The organism is Nitrospirillum goiasense (genome assembly GCF_034427435.1).
Taxonomy (GTDB): domain Bacteria; phylum Pseudomonadota; class Alphaproteobacteria; order Azospirillales; family Azospirillaceae; genus Nitrospirillum.
The window spans coordinates 1,543,003-1,560,141 of record NZ_JAXQNP010000002.1 but is presented as its reverse complement, the minus strand read 5'-3'; the positions used below and the strand labels follow the sequence as shown (position 1 = coordinate 1,560,141).

General features: G+C 70.6%; 13 protein-coding genes and 1 tRNA gene. 7 read left to right on the top strand and 7 right to left on the bottom strand.

Annotated features, from left to right (window positions below; all coding sequences use genetic code 11):
* Positions 1-186: 186 nt before the first annotated feature.
* The gene (locus ULB03_RS09705) at positions 187-1,758 is read left to right on the top strand and encodes an NAD(P)/FAD-dependent oxidoreductase (RefSeq protein WP_322482953.1); all 1,572 of its coding nucleotides are present in this window, start codon (positions 187-189) and stop codon (positions 1,756-1,758) included.
* Positions 1,759-1,784: 26 nt separating this feature from the next.
* Positions 1,785-2,225 (top strand): c-type cytochrome, encoded by a 441-nt coding sequence (locus tag ULB03_RS09700; protein ID WP_322482952.1) that lies wholly within the window; start codon positions 1,785-1,787, stop codon positions 2,223-2,225.
* 62 nt (positions 2,226-2,287) lie between these two features.
* On the opposite strand, the gene ULB03_RS09695 is transcribed toward ULB03_RS09700, so the two are convergent.
* The 3 genes from ULB03_RS09695 to ULB03_RS09685 all read right to left on the bottom strand — a co-directional run bounded on the left by ULB03_RS09695 (position 2,288) and on the right by ULB03_RS09685 (position 4,900).
* Positions 2,288-3,547 (bottom strand): CCA tRNA nucleotidyltransferase, encoded by a 1,260-nt coding sequence (locus tag ULB03_RS09695; protein ID WP_322482951.1) that lies wholly within the window; start codon positions 3,545-3,547, stop codon positions 2,288-2,290.
* Between the two features lie 88 nt (positions 3,548-3,635).
* Positions 3,636-4,268, bottom strand: coding sequence for a CoA pyrophosphatase (locus tag ULB03_RS09690; RefSeq protein ID WP_416211100.1), 633 nt, complete (start codon positions 4,266-4,268; stop codon positions 3,636-3,638).
* On the bottom strand, positions 4,265-4,900 hold the full coding sequence (locus ULB03_RS09685) for a DUF1285 domain-containing protein (protein WP_322482950.1): 636 nt from the start codon (positions 4,898-4,900) through the stop codon (positions 4,265-4,267). Before ULB03_RS09685 ends, ULB03_RS09690 begins: the two co-directional genes overlap by 4 nt.
* A gap of 228 nt (positions 4,901-5,128) precedes the next feature.
* Between ULB03_RS09685 and ULB03_RS09680 the strand changes: the two genes are divergently transcribed.
* From ULB03_RS09680 to ULB03_RS09665, 4 genes are read left to right on the top strand one after another with little or no spacing between them, the layout of a single operon-like run.
* Entirely contained in the window at positions 5,129-6,091 is a 963-nt protein-coding gene (locus tag ULB03_RS09680; RefSeq protein WP_416211147.1) for an AAA family ATPase, read from the top strand.
* Between the two features lie 34 nt (positions 6,092-6,125).
* Complete coding sequence (locus tag ULB03_RS09675; protein WP_322482949.1) at positions 6,126-7,079, top strand: DUF58 domain-containing protein; 954 nt, start codon at positions 6,126-6,128, stop codon at positions 7,077-7,079.
* Entirely contained in the window at positions 7,079-9,850 is a 2,772-nt protein-coding gene (locus ULB03_RS09670) for a DUF4159 domain-containing protein (protein ID WP_322482948.1), read from the top strand. Before ULB03_RS09675 ends, ULB03_RS09670 begins: the two co-directional genes overlap by 1 nt.
* Complete coding sequence (locus tag ULB03_RS09665; RefSeq protein WP_322482947.1) at positions 9,847-11,970, top strand: hypothetical protein; 2,124 nt, start codon at positions 9,847-9,849, stop codon at positions 11,968-11,970. Before ULB03_RS09670 ends, ULB03_RS09665 begins: the two co-directional genes overlap by 4 nt.
* Before the next feature lie 51 nt (positions 11,971-12,021).
* On the opposite strand, the gene ULB03_RS09660 is transcribed toward ULB03_RS09665, so the two are convergent.
* The 3 genes from ULB03_RS09660 to ULB03_RS09650 form a co-directional block, all read right to left on the bottom strand.
* Entirely contained in the window at positions 12,022-13,062 is a 1,041-nt protein-coding gene (locus ULB03_RS09660; protein ID WP_322482946.1) for a hypothetical protein, read from the bottom strand.
* Positions 13,063-13,233: 171 nt separating this feature from the next.
* Complete coding sequence (locus tag ULB03_RS09655; RefSeq protein WP_322482945.1) at positions 13,234-14,475, bottom strand: EAL domain-containing protein; 1,242 nt, start codon at positions 14,473-14,475, stop codon at positions 13,234-13,236.
* A 512-nt stretch (positions 14,476-14,987) separates the two neighbouring features.
* A tRNA-Gln gene (locus ULB03_RS09650) sits at positions 14,988-15,062 on the bottom strand.
* 141 nt (positions 15,063-15,203) lie between these two features.
* Between ULB03_RS09650 and ULB03_RS09645 the strand changes: the two genes are divergently transcribed.
* The gene (locus ULB03_RS09645) at positions 15,204-16,214 is read left to right on the top strand and encodes an SEL1-like repeat protein (protein ID WP_322482944.1); all 1,011 of its coding nucleotides are present in this window, start codon (positions 15,204-15,206) and stop codon (positions 16,212-16,214) included.
* Positions 16,215-16,235: 21 nt separating this feature from the next.
* Here the strand turns inward: ULB03_RS09645 and ULB03_RS09640 are convergent, their stop codons facing one another.
* Entirely contained in the window at positions 16,236-17,132 is an 897-nt protein-coding gene (locus tag ULB03_RS09640) for a 4-(cytidine 5'-diphospho)-2-C-methyl-D-erythritol kinase (RefSeq protein ID WP_322482943.1), read from the bottom strand.
* Positions 17,133-17,139: the final 7 nt, after the last annotated feature.

Below are 17,139 nucleotides of genomic sequence, written 5' to 3'. Positions count from 1 at the left end.
CGGGCAGTTCATCCAATCAAATGAACCATCCAACCCGGCGCTTCCCATCGCGTTCGGCCGCTGGCGTCCTGGCCCCCACGAGGGGTTTGGGTAACCAGGCGACCTTGCCGCCGGGGCAAAAATAAACAGGGAGACTCGCCGCCTTGCCAAAATAACGGAGGCGGAACGGGCATGGGTTTTAGGGACATGAAAAGGCGCGACCTGCTGGCCATGATCGGCACGGTGGCGGGCAGCGCCGTGATGTATCAGGCGGCCACCAGCCTGGGCCTGGCGGCGGAGACCACCTACACCGGCCCCATCAAGCTGGACGGCGACGCCAAGGGCGCCTCCATCCTGATCCTGGGGGCCGGCGTGGCCGGCCTGGTCGCGGCCATCGAGCTGCGCAAGGCGGGTTACAAGGTCCAGGTGCTGGAATACCGGGAAAAGGCGGGCGGCCGCAGCTGGTCCCTGCGTGGCGGCGACACCTACACCGAATTGGGCGGCTTCAAGCAGACGGTGGGCTTCGATCCCGGGCTGTACATCAACCCCGGTCCCTGGCGCATTCCCTATCACCACCGCGCCGTGCTGGATTACTGCCACCGCTACGGCGTGGCGCTGGAGCCGTTCAACCAGGTCAATTACAACGCCTATCTTCATTCGAGCAAAGCCTACGGCGGCAAGCCGCAGCGCTTCCGCGAGATCCAGGCCGACTACCACGGCCATGTGGCGGAGCTGCTGGCCAAGCTGACCAACCAGCGGGCGCTGGACGGAACGGTGGGCAAGGAGGACCAGGAAAAGCTGCTGGAGTCACTGCGCGCCTGGGGCGGCCTGGACAAGAACTACGCCTATGCCGCCGGCCTGGAGTCCAGCAATGTGCGCGGCTATGAGAAGGCGCCCGGTGGCGGCGTGAACGGCGCGCCGGTCCCCTCCACCCCCGCCAGCCTCAGCGACGTGATGCAGGGCGGCCTGTGGCGCTTCCTGGGCATGGGGATGCGCGACGAGTTCCAGTCCACCATCTTCCAGCCGGTGGGCGGCATGGACCAGTTCCCCGCCGCCCTGGCGCGGCAGGTGAAGGACCTGATCCGCTACAACACCAAGGTGACGGAGATCAGGCAGGACGACCACGGCGTCACGGTCACCTACACCGACACCGTGAAGGGCGGGGCGCCGCAGACGGCCAAGGCCGACTGGTGCCTGTGCACCATCCCCCTGACGGTGCTGAGCCAGATCAAGCTGAACGTCGGCGCCAAGATGGCCAACGCCATCAACGCCGTGCCCTACGAGGCCGCGGCCAAGGTGGGCCTGCAGTTCAAGCGCCGCTTCTGGGAACAGGACGAGGCCATCTACGGCGGCATCAGCTTCACCGACCTGCCCATCGCCATGATCGGCTATCCCAACAGCGGCTATGGCAGCCCGGGCAAGGGGGTGCTGCTGGGCACCTACGTCTTCGGTCCCTACGCCATGGAGTACACCGCCATGCCGCCGGAGGAGCGTGTGAAGCGCGCCCTGGCCTATGGCGCCCAGATCCACCCGCAATACACCAAGGAGTTCGACACCGGCGTGGCCGTGGGCTGGCACCGCGTGCCCTGGACCCTGGGCTGCCACGCCGCCTGGACGGATGAGACGCGGGCTGCGCACTACCAGGACCTGTGCCAGGTGGACGGGCGCATCGCCCTGGCGGGTGAGCACGCCAGCTACATCACCGGCTGGCAGGAGGGGGCGGTCCTGTCCTCCCTCGACGCCATCACCCGCCTGCACAAACGGGTCGTGACGGCCTGACGCCCCCCTATCCCGAGAGACAATCCATGACGATCTTCAAGTCTTTCACGGTGAAGGCGGCCGGCCTGACGGCGCTGCTGACCGGCCTTTATGGGGCGGCGGGCATCCTGCCCCACGCCGCCCGCGCCCAGGCGTCGGACGCCAGTTCCGCCGCCTTCGCCAGCCCCCGCCATTTCGGCCAGAAGGACGGCGCCGCGCTGTACCAGGCCATCTGCCAGGGCTGCCACATGCCGGACGCCAAGGGCGCCACCGGCGCCGGCACCTACCCCGCCCTGGCCGGCAATCCCAACCTGGAGGCGGCGGGCTACCCCGTCGCCATGGTGGTGCACGGCCAGCGCGCCATGCCGCCCATCGGCGAATTTCTGGACGATGAGCAAGTGGCGGCGGTGGTGAACTATGTCCGCACCCACTTCGGCAATCACTACACCGACGCGGTCACAGCGGCGGACGTGAAGGCGGCCAGGTGACGGTTCCCTAGATGACGTTCCGGCGGCGGGACCCGGCGACGCCGATCCTGCCGCCTTCACCCTCATTGCTTCGCGGGGGGTGGGGCGGAGGCCAACCGCCGCTCCAGCTCCGCCAGACAGGCATCGCGGTCGGGCTGGAAATCGTGGGCGATCCACCAGCGTTCCAGCTCAGCCATCAGGCGACCGACCTCCGGCCCCGGCGGCAAGCCCCGGTCCAGGATGTCCTGCCCCCGCAAGGGAAAGGGGATTTCCCGCCAGGCGGAGGCCTCGGCCAGGGGCTCGAACAGCTCGAAGGCCGGGGTGCCCGTGCCCGCCGCCGACAGCAGCAGCACGGCGCGGTAGACTTCCGGGCCCAGGCGGTGCAGGGCGATCCGGCGCGACTTGAAGGGCAGCTCCGGATGGACGTCCACCGTCGGCGCGGCGATGGCCTTCAGCCGTTCCCGCTGGAAGTTGGAAAAGCGCAGGCGGTCCGCCACCGCCTCGGCTGCACCGTGGGCCAAGGGACCGGCGGGCAGCAGGGCCGCCAGGCGGGCCAGCGGCTCCGTCTCCCCCACCATCCATTCCAGGCGGTCCAGCGCGGCCAGCCGGTCCACCGCCACGGCCTGGGGCAGGACGTGCTCCATGATCCCCTGGTCGACCATGATGCGCCAGACGTCGGCGGCGCGGTCGGTGGCTAGCAGCTTCAGCACCTCTTCCCGCACCCTCTCGCCGGACAGGCCGCTGACCAGGGGCGCCAGGCGGGTGCAGGCGTCCAGCGCGGCCGCGTCCGGCGGGCCCTTGCCCAGGCGGGCGTAGAATTGGAAAAAGCGCAGCAGGCGCAGCACATCCTCGCGGATGCGGGTCTCGGCGTCGCCGATGAAGCGCACACGCCCGGCCGTCAGGTCGGGCACGCCGCCGAAGGGGTCGTACAGCTCCCCATCCACCGTCAGCGACAGGGCATTGAAGGTGAAGTCGCGGCGGGCGGCGTCGGCCAGCCAGTCGTCGGTGAAGGCCACCCGGGCGCTGCGTCCGAAGGTCTCCACATCCTGGCGCAGGGTGGTGATCTCGAACGTCTCGTTGCCGATGATGGCGGTGACGGTGCCATGCTTCAGGCCCGTGGGGATGACGCGGATGCCGTCGGCCTTCAGGCGGCGCATCACCTCCTCCGGCGGCAGGGGCGTGGCGATGTCGATGTCCGCCGCCTGGACTTCCAGCAGGCAATCGCGCACGCAGCCGCCGACGAATCGCGCCTCCTGCCCGGTGCGCATGAGCGATTGCAGGACACGGCGGCTGGCCACGGAGGCCAAGGGGCCGGCGGGCACCAGGGAGCGGACGGAAGTCATGACGCCTAAGAGTTGTATTTCGGTGGTAGTTTAGCAAGCAGACAATCGCGGGGCAACGCTCCGCCGGCGCCCCGGGCGCGATGCGGGATCAGCCGGGCACGCCCAGCACGTCGCAGAGGTTCACCAGCATCCCCGCCGTGGCGCCCCAGATGTAGCGCTCATTGTAGGGGAAGACCCAGAAGTGCCGCAGCGCTCCCTTGAACTCCCGCGATTGGCGCTGCCGGCTGCCGGGGTCGAGAATGAAGGCCAGCGGCACCTCGAACACCTCCTGCACCTCGGACGGGTCGGGCTGCAGGAAGAAGGGCGGCTGGACCAGCCCGACCACCGGCACCACGCGGAAACCCGTGCGGGTGTGATAGGTGTCCAGGCGCCCCACCACCTCCACCTGCGTGGGCGGCAAACCCACCTCCTCCTCCGTTTCGCGCAGGGCGGTCGCGACGGCGTCGGTATCTTCCAGCTCCACCCGCCCGCCGGGGAAGCTGATCTGGCCGCCATGGGCCGCCAGGTGGGCGGTGCGCTGGGTCAGCAGCACGGTCATGCCGTCAGGCCGATCAACCAGGGGCACCAGCACGGCGGCATCGCGCACCGCCGGCACATCGAACACGGCGTCCGGGGTGTTGCCGTCGCGGTCGCCCCGGGCGTTGATGCCCGGCCCCTCGAACGCGAAGGCCCCGTGCCAGCGCCCGGCGAAGGCGCGGCGGATCGCCGCCGCCGTGGTCACGCCGCCTCCAGGCGGAAGAACACGCCCCGGCTCCATACCCCCGCCGGTCCTTCGCCCCCTCCCGCCTCCGTGGCACCAGCCAGAGCAAGATCGGCCAGTTCGTAGAAGACGGGCCGGTTCAGCCGCGCCTCCAGCCCGCGGCCGATATCGCCGCGCACGTGGATATAGGGGCCGGGCTCCCCCGTGTCCGGGTCGATGGCCACCCGAATCGGATGCTCCGCCCCCGCCGTCACCCATTGGTCCAGGTTGGTGCGGAAGGACAGCGCCTGGGCCGGCCCCTCCCCCTCCCGCCGCATCTCCACCGCCACGAAGGGCGCGTCGTCCACCCGGATGCGGCCGCGCTCCGCCGGGGTGATCAGCCAATAGTCGCCGGCCTCGTCCCGGCGCAGAACCGTGGCGAACAGCTTGACCAGGGACAGCCGGCCGATGGGGCTGCCGTGGTAAAACCAGGTGCCGTCCCGGGCGATACGGATATCGTAGCCTTCGTCCGGGCGGGTATCCGGGGCGCCGCCGTCGGGGGTCGCCGCCGCCCTCAAGCCGGCCAGATCGGCGGGGCCTTCCGCGGCGGGCACGGCCGTGCCGGCCGTCTGCTGGCCGGCCTGGGAACCGGCATCGGGCTTGCTTTCCGTCATGACGCAATCAACCATCAAGCCGAATGGGCCACCCCCTCGGCCTATATGCCGACGGGGGTGGACCGGAAAATTTTCCGATTTCGGCCACAAAGCTAGCATAAAGGGGGCTGGCATACAGGCCCGGAGCCGGCGTTTTTGGCATTGCTGGTGAACCATTCCCTGGGAGACCCCGTGTTGAGCATCACCGACCTGCCCCGTGACCATGTTTACCCGGATGCGAGCCTGGCCTTGGACATCGAGAACACTGGCCTGAAATTGGCCAGTGTGCGCGCCATGATCGGCCAGGCCATCTTCGGCCAGGAAGAGGTGATCGACCTTAGCCTCGTGACCCTGCTGGCGGGCGGCCACCTGTTGCTGGTGGGCGTGCCCGGCCTGGCCAAGACCCGGCTGGTGGAAACGCTGGGCACCGTGCTGGGCCTGGATGAGCGCCGGGTGCAGTGCACCCCCGACCTGATGCCGGCCGACATCCTGGGTTCCGAAGTGCTGGAGGAGGGGGAGCACGGCCGCCGCGCCTTCCGCTTCATCCCCGGCCCGGTCTTCGCCCAACTGCTGATGGCCGACGAGATCAACCGCGCCAGCCCGCGCACGCAGTCCGCCCTGCTGCAAGCGATGCAGGAGGGGCGCGTGTCCGTGGCCGGGCAGTACCACCCCCTGCCCCGCCCCTTCCATGTGCTGGCGACCCAGAACCCGCTGGAGCAGGAGGGCACCTACCCCCTGCCGGAAGCGCAGCTGGACCGCTTCCTGTTGCAGGTGGACGTGACCTATCCCGAGCGCGACGCCGAGCGGCTGATGATGATCGCCACCACCGGTGCGGCGTCCGCGACCGTGCGGCCGGTGCTGACGGCGGCGGAGTTGCAGGCGGCGCAGGAGCTGGTGCGCCGGGTGCCGGTGGGCGACAGCGTGGTCGACGGCATCCTGGACCTGGTGCGCAGCGGCCGGCCCGAGACCAGCGACGTGGCGGAGGTGCGGCGGCATGTGGCCTGGGGCCCCGGCCCACGCGCCGCCCAGGCCCTGATGCTGGCCAGCCGCGCCCGCGCCTTGATGGACGGGCGCTACACCCCGTCGCGGGACGACGTGGTGGCCCTGGCCAAGCCGGTGCTGCGCCATCGCATGGCGCTGAACTTCAGCGCGCGGGCCGAGGGCATCACCCTGGACGCCGTCATCGACCGCCTGTGCGCGCCGCTGGCCTGATGTCCGCCGCCCCCCAAAGGCCCCCCAAAATCCCGTGCGGGCGAATCCGGCGCCGGCGGCCAGCCGGCTGCGCGACCGCGCCGACGCGCTGGCCCAGCGCCTGCCGCCGCTGCTGGTGGCGGCGGAACGGGTGGCGGCCACGGTGTCGCCCGGCCTGCACGGCCGCCGCCGCGTCGGCACGGGCGAGGCGTTTTGGCAGTTCCGCCGCTATCAGCAGGGCGACGACACCGACCAGATCGACTGGCGCCAGTCGGCCAAGGGCGACCATGTCTATGTCCGCGAAAACGAGTGGGAGGCGGCGCAGACCGTCTGGCTGTGGCGCGACGCCGGCCGCTCCATGGATTGGCGGTCGGACCGTGAGCTGCCGCTGAAGCGCGAGCGCGCCGACCTGCTGGCCCTGGCGCTGGCCTGCCTGCTGGTGCGCGGTGGGGAGCGGGTGGGCCTGATGGGCGGTCCCCGTCCCCTGCCCGGCCGCCCGGCGCTGGAACCGTTGGCCCTGGCCTTGACCCGGGCCCAGCCCGCGCCGCCACCGCCGGTGCCGCCCGCCCTGCCGCTGGCCCGCCATGCGCGGCTGGTGGTGATGGGCGACCTGCTGGCGCCGCTGGAGGACATCCAGGCCGCCGTGGATTTCCATGCCGGCCATGGCGTGCGCGGCCACCTTCTGCAGATTCTCGATCCGGCGGAGGAGACGCTGCCCTATGACGGGCGGGTGGAGTTCCAGTCCGTGGCGGGGGCGGCCGAGGGTGACCGGCGGCTGCTGGTGCCCCGGGTGGACGCCCTGCGCGACGCCTACCGGGAAAGGCTGGCCGCCCACCGCGCCGGCCTGGCCCAGATCGCCCGCGCCAGCGGCTGGTCCTTCTCCCTGCACCGCACCGACACGCCGCCGCAGGCCGCCCTGCTGGGCCTGTGGGGCGCCCTGTCCCAGGAAAGCATGCGCAGTGCCGCCGCCCATTCCGGCGTGGCGCACATGAATGAAGGGGGCGTCTGATGGCCTTCGCCAGTCCGCTGGTGCTGTGGGCCCTGGTCCTGCTGCCGGGTCTGTGGTGGCTGTTGCGCCTGACACCGCCGGCACCCAAGCGCGTCACCTTCCCCGCCTTGCGCCTGCTGCTGGGCCTGACCGCCAAGGAGGAGACGCCAGCGCGCACGCCCTGGTGGCTGCTGGTGCTGCGCCTGGCGCTGGGCGCCCTGCTGATCGTGGGCCTGGCCCGTCCCCTGCTGCATCCCGACGCGGCGCCGGCCCCCGGCAGCGCCCCCATGCTGCTGGTGGTCGATACCGGCTGGGCCGCCGGCCGCGACTGGCCGGAGCGGCAACAGGCGCTGGATCGGCTGGTGACCCAGGCCGAACGCCAGGACCGCCCGGTCCTGCTGCTGCCCACCGCCGCCGGCGCCGATGGGCAGGCGCCCCAGGTGCAGGGCCCCATGAGCGCCACGGCGGCCCGCCGCCTGGTGCAGGCCCTGGCGCCGCAGCCCTGGCCCAGCGACCGCGCGGCGGCCCTGGCCGCCCTGGACGCGGCCCAGAAGACCGGGCCGCTGGCGGGCTTGGCCGCCGACAGCTATTGGCTGGCCGATGGCCTGAACGACGGCAGCGTGGAAGCCCTGGCGGGCCGGTTGCGCGCCCTGGGCCGCGTCACCATGCTGACCGCCGGCGCCGACCACGGCCCCCTGCTGCTGCGGGCGCCCAACGGCGATGCCCGTAGCGATGGCGGCGCCCTGATGGTGCCGGTGGAACGGGCGGAGGGTGCGCAGGCCCAGCCCATCGCCGTGAAGGCGCTGGGCGAGGATGGCCGCGCCCTGGGCCGGGCCGAAGGCATCTTCGCCCCAGGCGCACGTCAACTGACCCTGCCCCTGACCCTGCCGGGGGAATTGCGCAACGCCGCCGTCCGCCTGCATCTGGAAGAGCGCACCGGCGTGGGCGCCAGCCTGCTGCTGGACGACCGCTGGCGCCGCCGGCCCGTGGGCCTGGCCACCGCCGGGCCGGGCGGCGACAGCCAGCCGCTGCTATCAAGCCTCTATTACCTGGATCGGGCGCTGGCGCCGTATGCCGAGGTGCGGCGCGGCACCATCCCCGCCCTGCTGGAGGGCGGCGTGTCGGTGCTGGTGCTGCCCGACACCGGGGCCTTGAGCGACAGCGACACGGACCGCGTCAGCCGCTGGATCGACCAGGGCGGCGTGCTGGTCCGCTTCGGCGGCACGCGCCTGGCCCATGAGCAGGAACCCATCGGCGCCGAAACCCTGCTGCCCGTCCGCCTGCGCGGCGGTGACCGCTCGCTGGGCGGCGCCCTGTCGTGGACCACCCCCGCCCACCTATCTCCCTTCGATGACAAGAGCCCCTTCGCCGGGTTGGAGGTGCCGCCCGACGTGACCGTCAGCCGCCAGGTTCTGGCCGAGCCCGGCCCCGACCTGGGCGACAAGGTCTGGGCCCGGCTGGAGGACGGCACGCCCCTGGTGACGGGCGAGCGGCGGGGCAAGGGCTGGCTGGTCCTGGTGCACACCAGCGCCGATCCCGCCTGGTCCAACCTGGCCCTGTCCGGCCTGTATGTCGACATGCTGCGGCGTCTGGTGGCGCTCAGCGACGGCCTGCCGGGCGGCATCGGCGGCAATGCGGGCGGCGCCCTGCCCCCGCTGATGCTGCTGGACGGCCAGGGCCGGCTGGTCGCCCCCTCCGCCCTGGCCCAACCGCTGGAGCCGGAGGGCAAGGATGGGGCGGAGGTCCAGGTGGGCCCGCTGCACCCGCCGGGGTACTACGGCGTGGGCGATCGCCGCCGCGCCTTGAACCTGGCCGGGGCGGTGGCGCCACTGGTGCCCATGCCCACGCTGGCCGGGGTCACCTACCAGGGTTTCGGCGGCATGCGGGAGACGGATTTGCGCCCCTGGTTCCTGGGCGCGGCGGCGGCGCTGTGGGTGGCGGACCTGTTCCTGTCACTGCTGGTGCGCGGCATGCTGCCCACCTCGCTGCGGTTCCCTCCCGGCCGCGGTTGGCGCCGGGGGGTGACGGCGGCCGTGCTGGCGCTGGCGACCGTGCTGGCGGCCCCGCGCGGACAGGCCGCCACGCCGGACAATGAGATCGTGAAGGCCACCACCGCCAATTGGCTGGCCTATGTCGAGACGGGGGACCGCACCGCCGACGCCACCACCAAGGCCGGCCTGCTGGGCCTGGGTGAGCAACTGAACCGCCGCACGGCGGTGGAGGTGGCCGGGGCCATGAGCGTGAATGTGGAGAAGGACGACCTGGCCCTGTTCCCCCTGCTCTACTGGGTGGTGACGGCGGGCCAGCCGTCGCTGTCGGACGCGGCGGTGGCCAAGCTGAACCAATACCTGCACGCCGGCGGCATGATCCTGTTCGACACCCGCGACCAGGGCGCGCCCGACAGCGCCGTCCAGGCGCGGCTGCGCGACCTGACCCACGGCCTGGACGTGCCGCCCCTGGCCCCGGTGGGCCCGGACCATGTGCTGAGCCGGACCTTCTTCCTGATGCAGGACTTCCCCGGCCGGCAGGCCGGCGGCCAGGTGTGGGCGGAAGCGTCGGAGGGGCGGGTGAACGACGGCGTGTCGCCAGTGCTGGTGGGCGGCAACGACTGGGCGGGCGCCTGGGCCATCGACGGCCAGGGACGGCCCCTGAACGCCGTGGTGCCGGGAGGTGAGCGTCAGCGTGAGATGGCCTACCGCTTCGGCATCAACCTGGTGATGTACGCCCTGACCGGCAACTACAAGGCCGACCAGGTCCATGTGCCGGCGATTCTGGAGCGGCTGGGCCAATGATGAACCTGTTTTCCGGCCTCAGCGTCAGTTTCCAGCCGCTGCTGCCCCCCTGGCTGCTGATCCTTCTGGGCGGCCTGTCGCTCATGGGCCTGGGCCTCATGGCGTGGCGCCGGGCACGCGGCCTGACCTGGCGCGTGGCCACGCTGGCGGCGCTGGTCCTGCTGCTGCTGGACCCCGCCCTGGTGCGGGAGGACCGCCATCCGCTGAAGGACGTGGCCGTGGTGGTGGTCGATACCTCCGCCAGCCAGAAGGTGGGCCACCGGCAGGAGCGCACGGACGCCGCGCTGGCCGCACTGAAGGCCAAGCTGTCCCAGGTGCCCGACCTGGACCTGCGGGTGGTGGAGACCGGCACCTCCACCGCTGGCGGCAAGGGGGAGGAGACGCGCGCCATCGACGCCCTGACCCAGGCCGTCGCCGACGTGCCCCGGCGGCGGCTGGCCGGCGCCATCCTGCTGACCGACGGGCAGGTGCACGACGTGCCGGAAAAGCCGGACAGCCTGGCCGACCTGGGCCCCGTCCATACCCTGCTGACGGGCGAGCATGGCGAGGGCGACCGCCGACTGGTGCTGGTGCGCGGCCCCAGTTACGGCATCGTCGGCAAGACGGTCACGGCCACCGTGCGGGTGGAGGATCTGCCGGCGGGAAAGGGGGCCGACAGCGCCCTGCTGACCATCCGCCAGGACGGCCAGCCGGAGCGGCAGGTGCCGGTGCCGGTGGGGGAGGATGTGCCCCTGACCGTCACCGTGGGCCATGGCGGCCCGAACCTGCTGGAACTGTCGGTCAGTGCCGGCCCGGCCGAGCTGTCCATGGCCAACAACCGCACCGCCTTCATCGTCAACGGCGTGCGCGACCGCTTGCGCGTGCTGTTGGTCTCGGGCGAGCCCCACGCCGGTGAGCGCACCTGGCGCGACCTGCTGAAGGCCGACCCGGCCGTGGACCTGGTGCATTTCACCATCCTGCGCTCGCAGGAGAAATCCGACAGCACGCCCATCCGCGAGCTGTCGCTGATCCAGTTCCCCATCCGCGAGTTGTTCGAGGTGAAGCTGAACGACTTCGACCTCGTCATCTTCGACCGCTATCGCCAGCGCAACGTCCTGCCCATGGGCTACCTGGCCAACATCGCGGAGTATGTGCGCAACGGCGGCGCCTTCCTGGAGGCCAGCGGCCCCGCCTATGCCACGCCGCTGTCGCTATACCGCACCCCCCTGGGCGCCATCCTGCCGGGCGAGCCCACGGGCACGGTGACGGAGCAGCCCTTCATCCCCACCCTGACCGATGCCGGCCGGCGCCACCCGGTCACCGCTGGCCTGGACGGCTATGGCGACATGGCCCCGGCGCAGGCCGGACAGCAGAAGGCGCCCTGGGGCCGGTGGTTCCGGCAAATCGACATCGTGCCGCGCCAGGGCACGGTGGTCATGACCGGCGCCAATAACCAGCCGCTGGTGGTGCTGGACCGCGTCGGCAAGGGCCGCGTGGCCCAAATCGCGTCCGATCACATGTGGCTGTGGTCGCGCGGCTTCGAGGGCGGCGGCCCGGCGGCGGAACTGCTGCGCCGCCTGGCCCACTGGCTGATGAAGGAACCGGCGCTGGAGGAGGAGGACCTCAAGGCCCATGTGGATGGCGACCGCCTGGTCGTGGAACGCCGCTCCCTGAAGCCGGACGCCGACCCGGTGGAGGTGCGCTCGCCCAGCGATGCCGTCACCAGCCTGCCGCTGGTGGACAGCCCCGATGGTGTAGCGCGCGGCAGCCTGGAGGCGACGGAGCCCGGACTGTGGCGGGTGAAGGACGGCGAGCGGACGGCGCTCGCCGTGGTCGGCGCGCTGAACCCGCCGGAGCTGGCCGACATGCGCACGACGCCCGACCGCCTGGCGCCCCTGGCCAAGGCCACGGGCGGGGGCGTCTTCTGGCTGGTGGATGGGTCCGCCGGCAATGGCGGCCTGCCCGACCTGCGCCGCGTGGACCCCGGGCAGAGCGCCGCCGGCAGCGGCTGGCTGGGCCTGCGGGCCAACGGCGACTACACCGTCACGGGCGTGGCCCGCGTGCCGTTGGTGCCTGCCTGGATCGCGCTGCTGGCGATGGCGGCCCTGCTGGTGCTGGGCTGGCGGCGCGAGGGACGGTGAGGGCACCGAAGCGGGCGGCCGGGGGCGGGCGGCCCGAGCGGACCGGGGGTCTCACGCGCCCCGCTGCCAGACCTTGGTCACCAGAAAATGCTGCGCCAGGAAATGGTAGGTCTTCTTCAGGCGGGCCTCCAGTTCCGGGCCGCGCTCCACCGGTTCCCCATCCCAGGCATAGATCACGTCGTCCCACAGCATGAGGCGGGTGTGCAGTTCGTCGCGCATGCGGCGGATGAAGGACACCTGGCTGTCGTAGGACTTCAGCACCGCCATGATTTCGCCGGTCTGGGCGTCCAGCTGGCCGAAGATATCCTCGAAATCCAGGATGGGCTGCTTGACCAGGGCCATCATGCGGGACAGGTCCGACTGCAGCTGGCGGTCGGTCTTGTAGATGCGCCCGGCCTGCCCCATGCTGGTGATGATCTGCTGCACCTTGTGGTAACGGTCGCGCAGGGCCTCGATGTAGGACAGCTCGCGGGCGATGGACTCGACCTTGTCCACGATCTCCTGCTTGCGTTCCTCGGGGATGCCGAATCGGCGGGCCAGCTCGCTGAAAGCCTGCTGGGCCCGCTGCTTGGTCTGCGGATCCTCCACCACCTGTTCCAGCTGGCCACGGTCGGTGACCAGGGTTTCCTTCCCCGTGATCCACGACACCAGCTGCACGGTGATGCGGCCGCGCGCGATCTGCAGATGGCTGTCCTCCACCCGCCAGGACGCGGTGCCGTCCAGCAGCTCGCGCGGGATGCTGTCGCCGGGACGGATGGTCTTCACGTATTTCAGGCTGCGCTCGACCACGCCCAGCAACACGGCGTCGGCGCTGTTGTCGTCGATGCCGAAGGCTTCACGCAGGGTGCGGAACGCGATCTTGCCCCACACATCCCCCAGCTGGACGTTGTAGACCGCCTCGTTGCTGTCGTGGGCGAAGGAGAAGAAGGCGCCCGGTACGGAAAAGACCTTGTTCTCGAACAGGAAGTGCGTGCTGCGGCTGGCGTGCGCCTCGCTTGCGGCGGCGGCGGGCGCCTCGGTGGCCGGCATGGTGCCGTCGCCCGCGCCATGCTCCGCATCCACCGCCTGCACCGGGAAGTCACGGGCCAACATCGTCTCCGGTCAGTTCCGCCCCAAAGGGGGCGCCCTTTAGTCTAACGGCGTCGGGGGGCTTGCCTTCGCCCGCCGGCCGCGACCGGACGCCCTTTCGGGCAGAAAGTGACACAGATTCGTCGGCGCGGCGATAATCTCGTTTTAACGGGACGTTTGCGGAGGCCGACCGGCTCAGTCGTCGTTCATCACCTGCGCCGTCTTCAGCGCGTCGCGGACGAGCACGCCCTTGCGCAGGATGTTGTCGATGACGCGCCCCTGCACCAGGCTGATGCCCATCTTCTCCGCCCAGATCAGGCCGGAAACGGTGCCACAACGGGCCAGGATGTAGCGGCAGTTTTCCTGCTGCCGCACCTTTTCCTGCAACGCGTCGATCTCCTCCTCGCTCATGCTTTCCATGTCGGGGGACCAGATGATCTTGGCGTAGTCGCAGGCCATGTATTCCAGGTCCATGTGCGTGACCCAGAAGTCGTTCAAGCCATCGATGCAAATCTTGTAGCCACGGGTGGCGGCGAAATCGACGACCTCCTTGTACATCGAGACATTCTCGATCAGGTCGGTCTTGTTGATTTCCAGGATGACGTTGCCGCGCAGGTCCGTGGTCAGCCGCTCATCGAACTTCACGAAGCTGGCCGACAGGATGGTCGCCAGGTTCAGGTTCAGGCCCAGCCGCTTGCCCCGCAGGAAATCCACCCCGTAGTTCAGCGCGCGCAGCACCGATTGGTCCAGCTGCGAGGTGAAATAGCTGAACAGCCAGCGGTTGGCGGTGATGTCGTACCCGGGCGACAGCCGCTCCTCCAGCGCCTTGATGGCGATGTAGAGCTCGAAATACTCGTGCTCGTTCTCGGTGGGGTTCTGGATGTTCACCACCGGCTGGTTCAGCATGAAGGGCGACAGGTCGAACATCTGCACGGCGCGTTCGATCTTGCCCAGCTCCTCCAGCGTGATGGGGGGCTTGGTCTGCTCCACCGGGGCGTCGCCGCCCTCGCCCTTCTGCAGGCCCTCGATGAAGCGGATGACGTTCACGAAGTTGAGCGACAGCTCCATGATCGAATAGAGGCTGTCTTCCCGGTAGGGGTTCTGCTTCGTCATCGTCGTGCGCGACAGCAGCAGCTTCTCGATCTTCGAGCACACGTCGCTGATCAGGGAGAACTTGATGCCCTTGTACAGGACGATGACGTCATCGTTGGAAAGATTGAAGACCTGCAGGTAGGAGGAATTATCCGCCGTTTCCTGCATCGCGCGCTTGATGGACAGCAGGTCGAGGTTGCTCTTGTCCTTCAACAGGGACAAATGCAGATGAATGAGGCGCAAGCCCTGCAGTTCACGCTTCGCGGACTGCAGCAGGGTCAGCAACTTTTGATCGTCGTATTCCGGCTTTTCAGGCAACGCCACGGGGCGCTCGCCGGGCTTCACCCGGACCCAATCCCGTTTTGGCGCATTCGGACGATTCATTTCATCTCCGCAACCATGGGCTCCCAAGGCCCCGGCCAACAACTAGCGCGCGCATCTTGTTCCACCACGGACGGGCCGACGCGCCTGGGCCCCAAGCAATGAAAACCGCTTAAAACACCGCGAACCGGGGGCCGGACCGCATCGCCGTCCCATCCCCGGACCGTTGCCGCACAACCTTACCTATCAGGATATCATGGCCGATACCGGTGCCAATTCAATATCCCGCTACCCTTCGGGATGGCGCCCGCGCTGGGAAAACCTATCCTTGCGGCAATAGTACTTTGGAAGAGGCGCAGGCGATACATAAAATTTGACAAATTCTGACAGCGGAAGCCCAGCACACCGCCTTTTCAAAGAATGGCGGAGTAATGACAGGGGGCCGCGTCAATGTCGCCGGACAGCGGGGCAGTAACGCCACCGCAGGTGGCGCGCACAAGCCACGCGCACATCATGATTGGATAACAAAAAGGAGATGGCTGGGGCGGGAGGGATCGAACCTCCGCATGGCGGAATCAAAATCCGCTGCCTTACCGCTTGGCGACGCCCCATCACCGGGCCTCCCGTCAGGGAGGGCGGCACCATAATCAGAAAGCCCGGCGGACGCAACGCCCCAAATCGCCCGCCCCAAAATCGCCCGCCCCAAAACGCCCTGCGCGTCACCGCTGGCACGCGGGCCAGGACATGGCAGTATGGCGGGCCCCTTCCCCGTCGGTCACGCCATGCCGTTCATCCCGCCCCTTCCAGCCGGCCGCCCCGCCGCGAGGCGCCCCCTACCCGCCATCGCCGGGCTACTGGCCCTGATGCTGGCGGGCGCGGCCCTGGCATCCCCACCTCTGCCGGAACCGCCGCCGAAGGAGGCCGACGCCCCCCTGGTGGCGCTGGACACCCGGGCCCGGAGCGGCGACGCCCAGGCGCAGCTGGACCTCGCCGACGCCTACGGCGACATCCCGTTCGACCGGGCCGCCGACGTGGCGCGCGCCAGCGCCTGGTACCGCCTGGCGGCCGCCGCCCGGGACGGCGCCATCCGCCGCCAGGCCTGCGCCGCCCTGGGCATGATCGAGGCCGGGGGCATGGGGTGGCCGGAAAACGTGGCGGCGGCGCTGCCCTGGTACCGCTGTGCCGCCAAGCTGGGCGACGTGCAGGCGCAGTTCACCCTGGGCCTGCTGTATGACGAGGGGGTGGACGTGCCGGCGGATCGCGCCCGGGCCCGCGCCTGGTACCGCCGCGCCGCCAGGGGCGGCCTGGTGCTGGCCTTGGAACGTCTGGGCGCGCTGGCGGAGCGGACGGGCGACCGCGCCAGTGCCGCGCGCTGGTACACCCGGGCGGCGGCCCAGGGCGACGTCGCGGCGGGCCAGGCCCTGGCCCGCCTGAAGCGGGGCGGACGGCCCCCGGAACTGGCGGGGGTGGCCCTGGCGGCACAGACCCAGGACCCGGCCACCGCCAAGCCGCCGCCCCAAAAGGCCCCCGGGCAACCGCGCACACCACCCCCCGCCGTCGACCAGGACGGCCTGCGCCTTATCCAGCGGCGCCTGCGGGACCTCGGGTATCTGACGGGGCCGGCGGATGGCCGCATGGGCGCCCGCACCGCCAACGCCATCCTGGGCTACCAGGTGGCGCATCCGGCGCGGTGGGACGAAACCGCGCCACCGCCGGACGGCTGGCCCAGCCGCGATCTGCTGGCGCGGCTGGTGCGTTGGTGACGCCGCTGACATGCCGAGGGATCAGTCGGCCACGACCTCGGCCGCCGGCACCGCCGGCAGCAGCGCGGTGGCCTTGACCCACCAGGTGGGGCGCACGCGGTTGATCAGCGCCGCGGCCGCCGCCGCGGATTCGACATCGGCATAGAGACCGATGCAGGTGGCGCCGCTGCCCGACATGCGGGCCAGCAGGCAACCCGGCGTGGCATCCAGCGCCGCCAGCACGTCGGTGATGGCGGGCGACAGGCTTTCGGCCGCGGCCCCCAGGTCGTTGCCGCGCGCCCGCAGCAACTGGGCGAAGTCCACGACGTCGACGGGATCGCGCTCCAGCCGGCCGGCCGAGGACCAGGCCCCGGTGCGGGCGGCGAACACATCCTTGGTGGGCATGTGCACGCCTGGATTCACCAGCAGCAAGGCCGCCGGCGGCAGGGCCGGGCCCGCCACCACCTGTTCCCCCGCCCCACCGAAATAGGCGGTGCGGCCGAACAGGCACACGGGCACGTCGGCGCCCAACGTGGGCGCCAGCTCCACCAGGCGGGAATCGTCCTGCGCCACGCCCCACAACTGGGCCAGCGCCTTCAGCGTGGCCGCCGCATCGGCTGAGCCCCCGCCGATGCCGGACGCCACCGGCAGGTTCTTGGTCAGGCGGATGGCGACATGCGGGTCGCGGCCCAGCACCTCCGCCAGGGCATGGGCGGCGCGCGACACCAGGTTGCGGCCGGTGCCTTCCGCCACCAGGGTGCTGCCGAAGGGGCCGTCGATGGCCAAGCTGAAGCCCGGCGCCTCGGTAACGGTGATCAGGTCATGGGCGGTGGCGAACACCACTAGGCTGTCCAGCTCGTGATAGCCGTCCGGCCGCTTGCCCAGGACGTGCAGGTACAGGTTCAGCTTGGCGGCGGCGGCGGCACTTACCGTGGTCACGGGGATT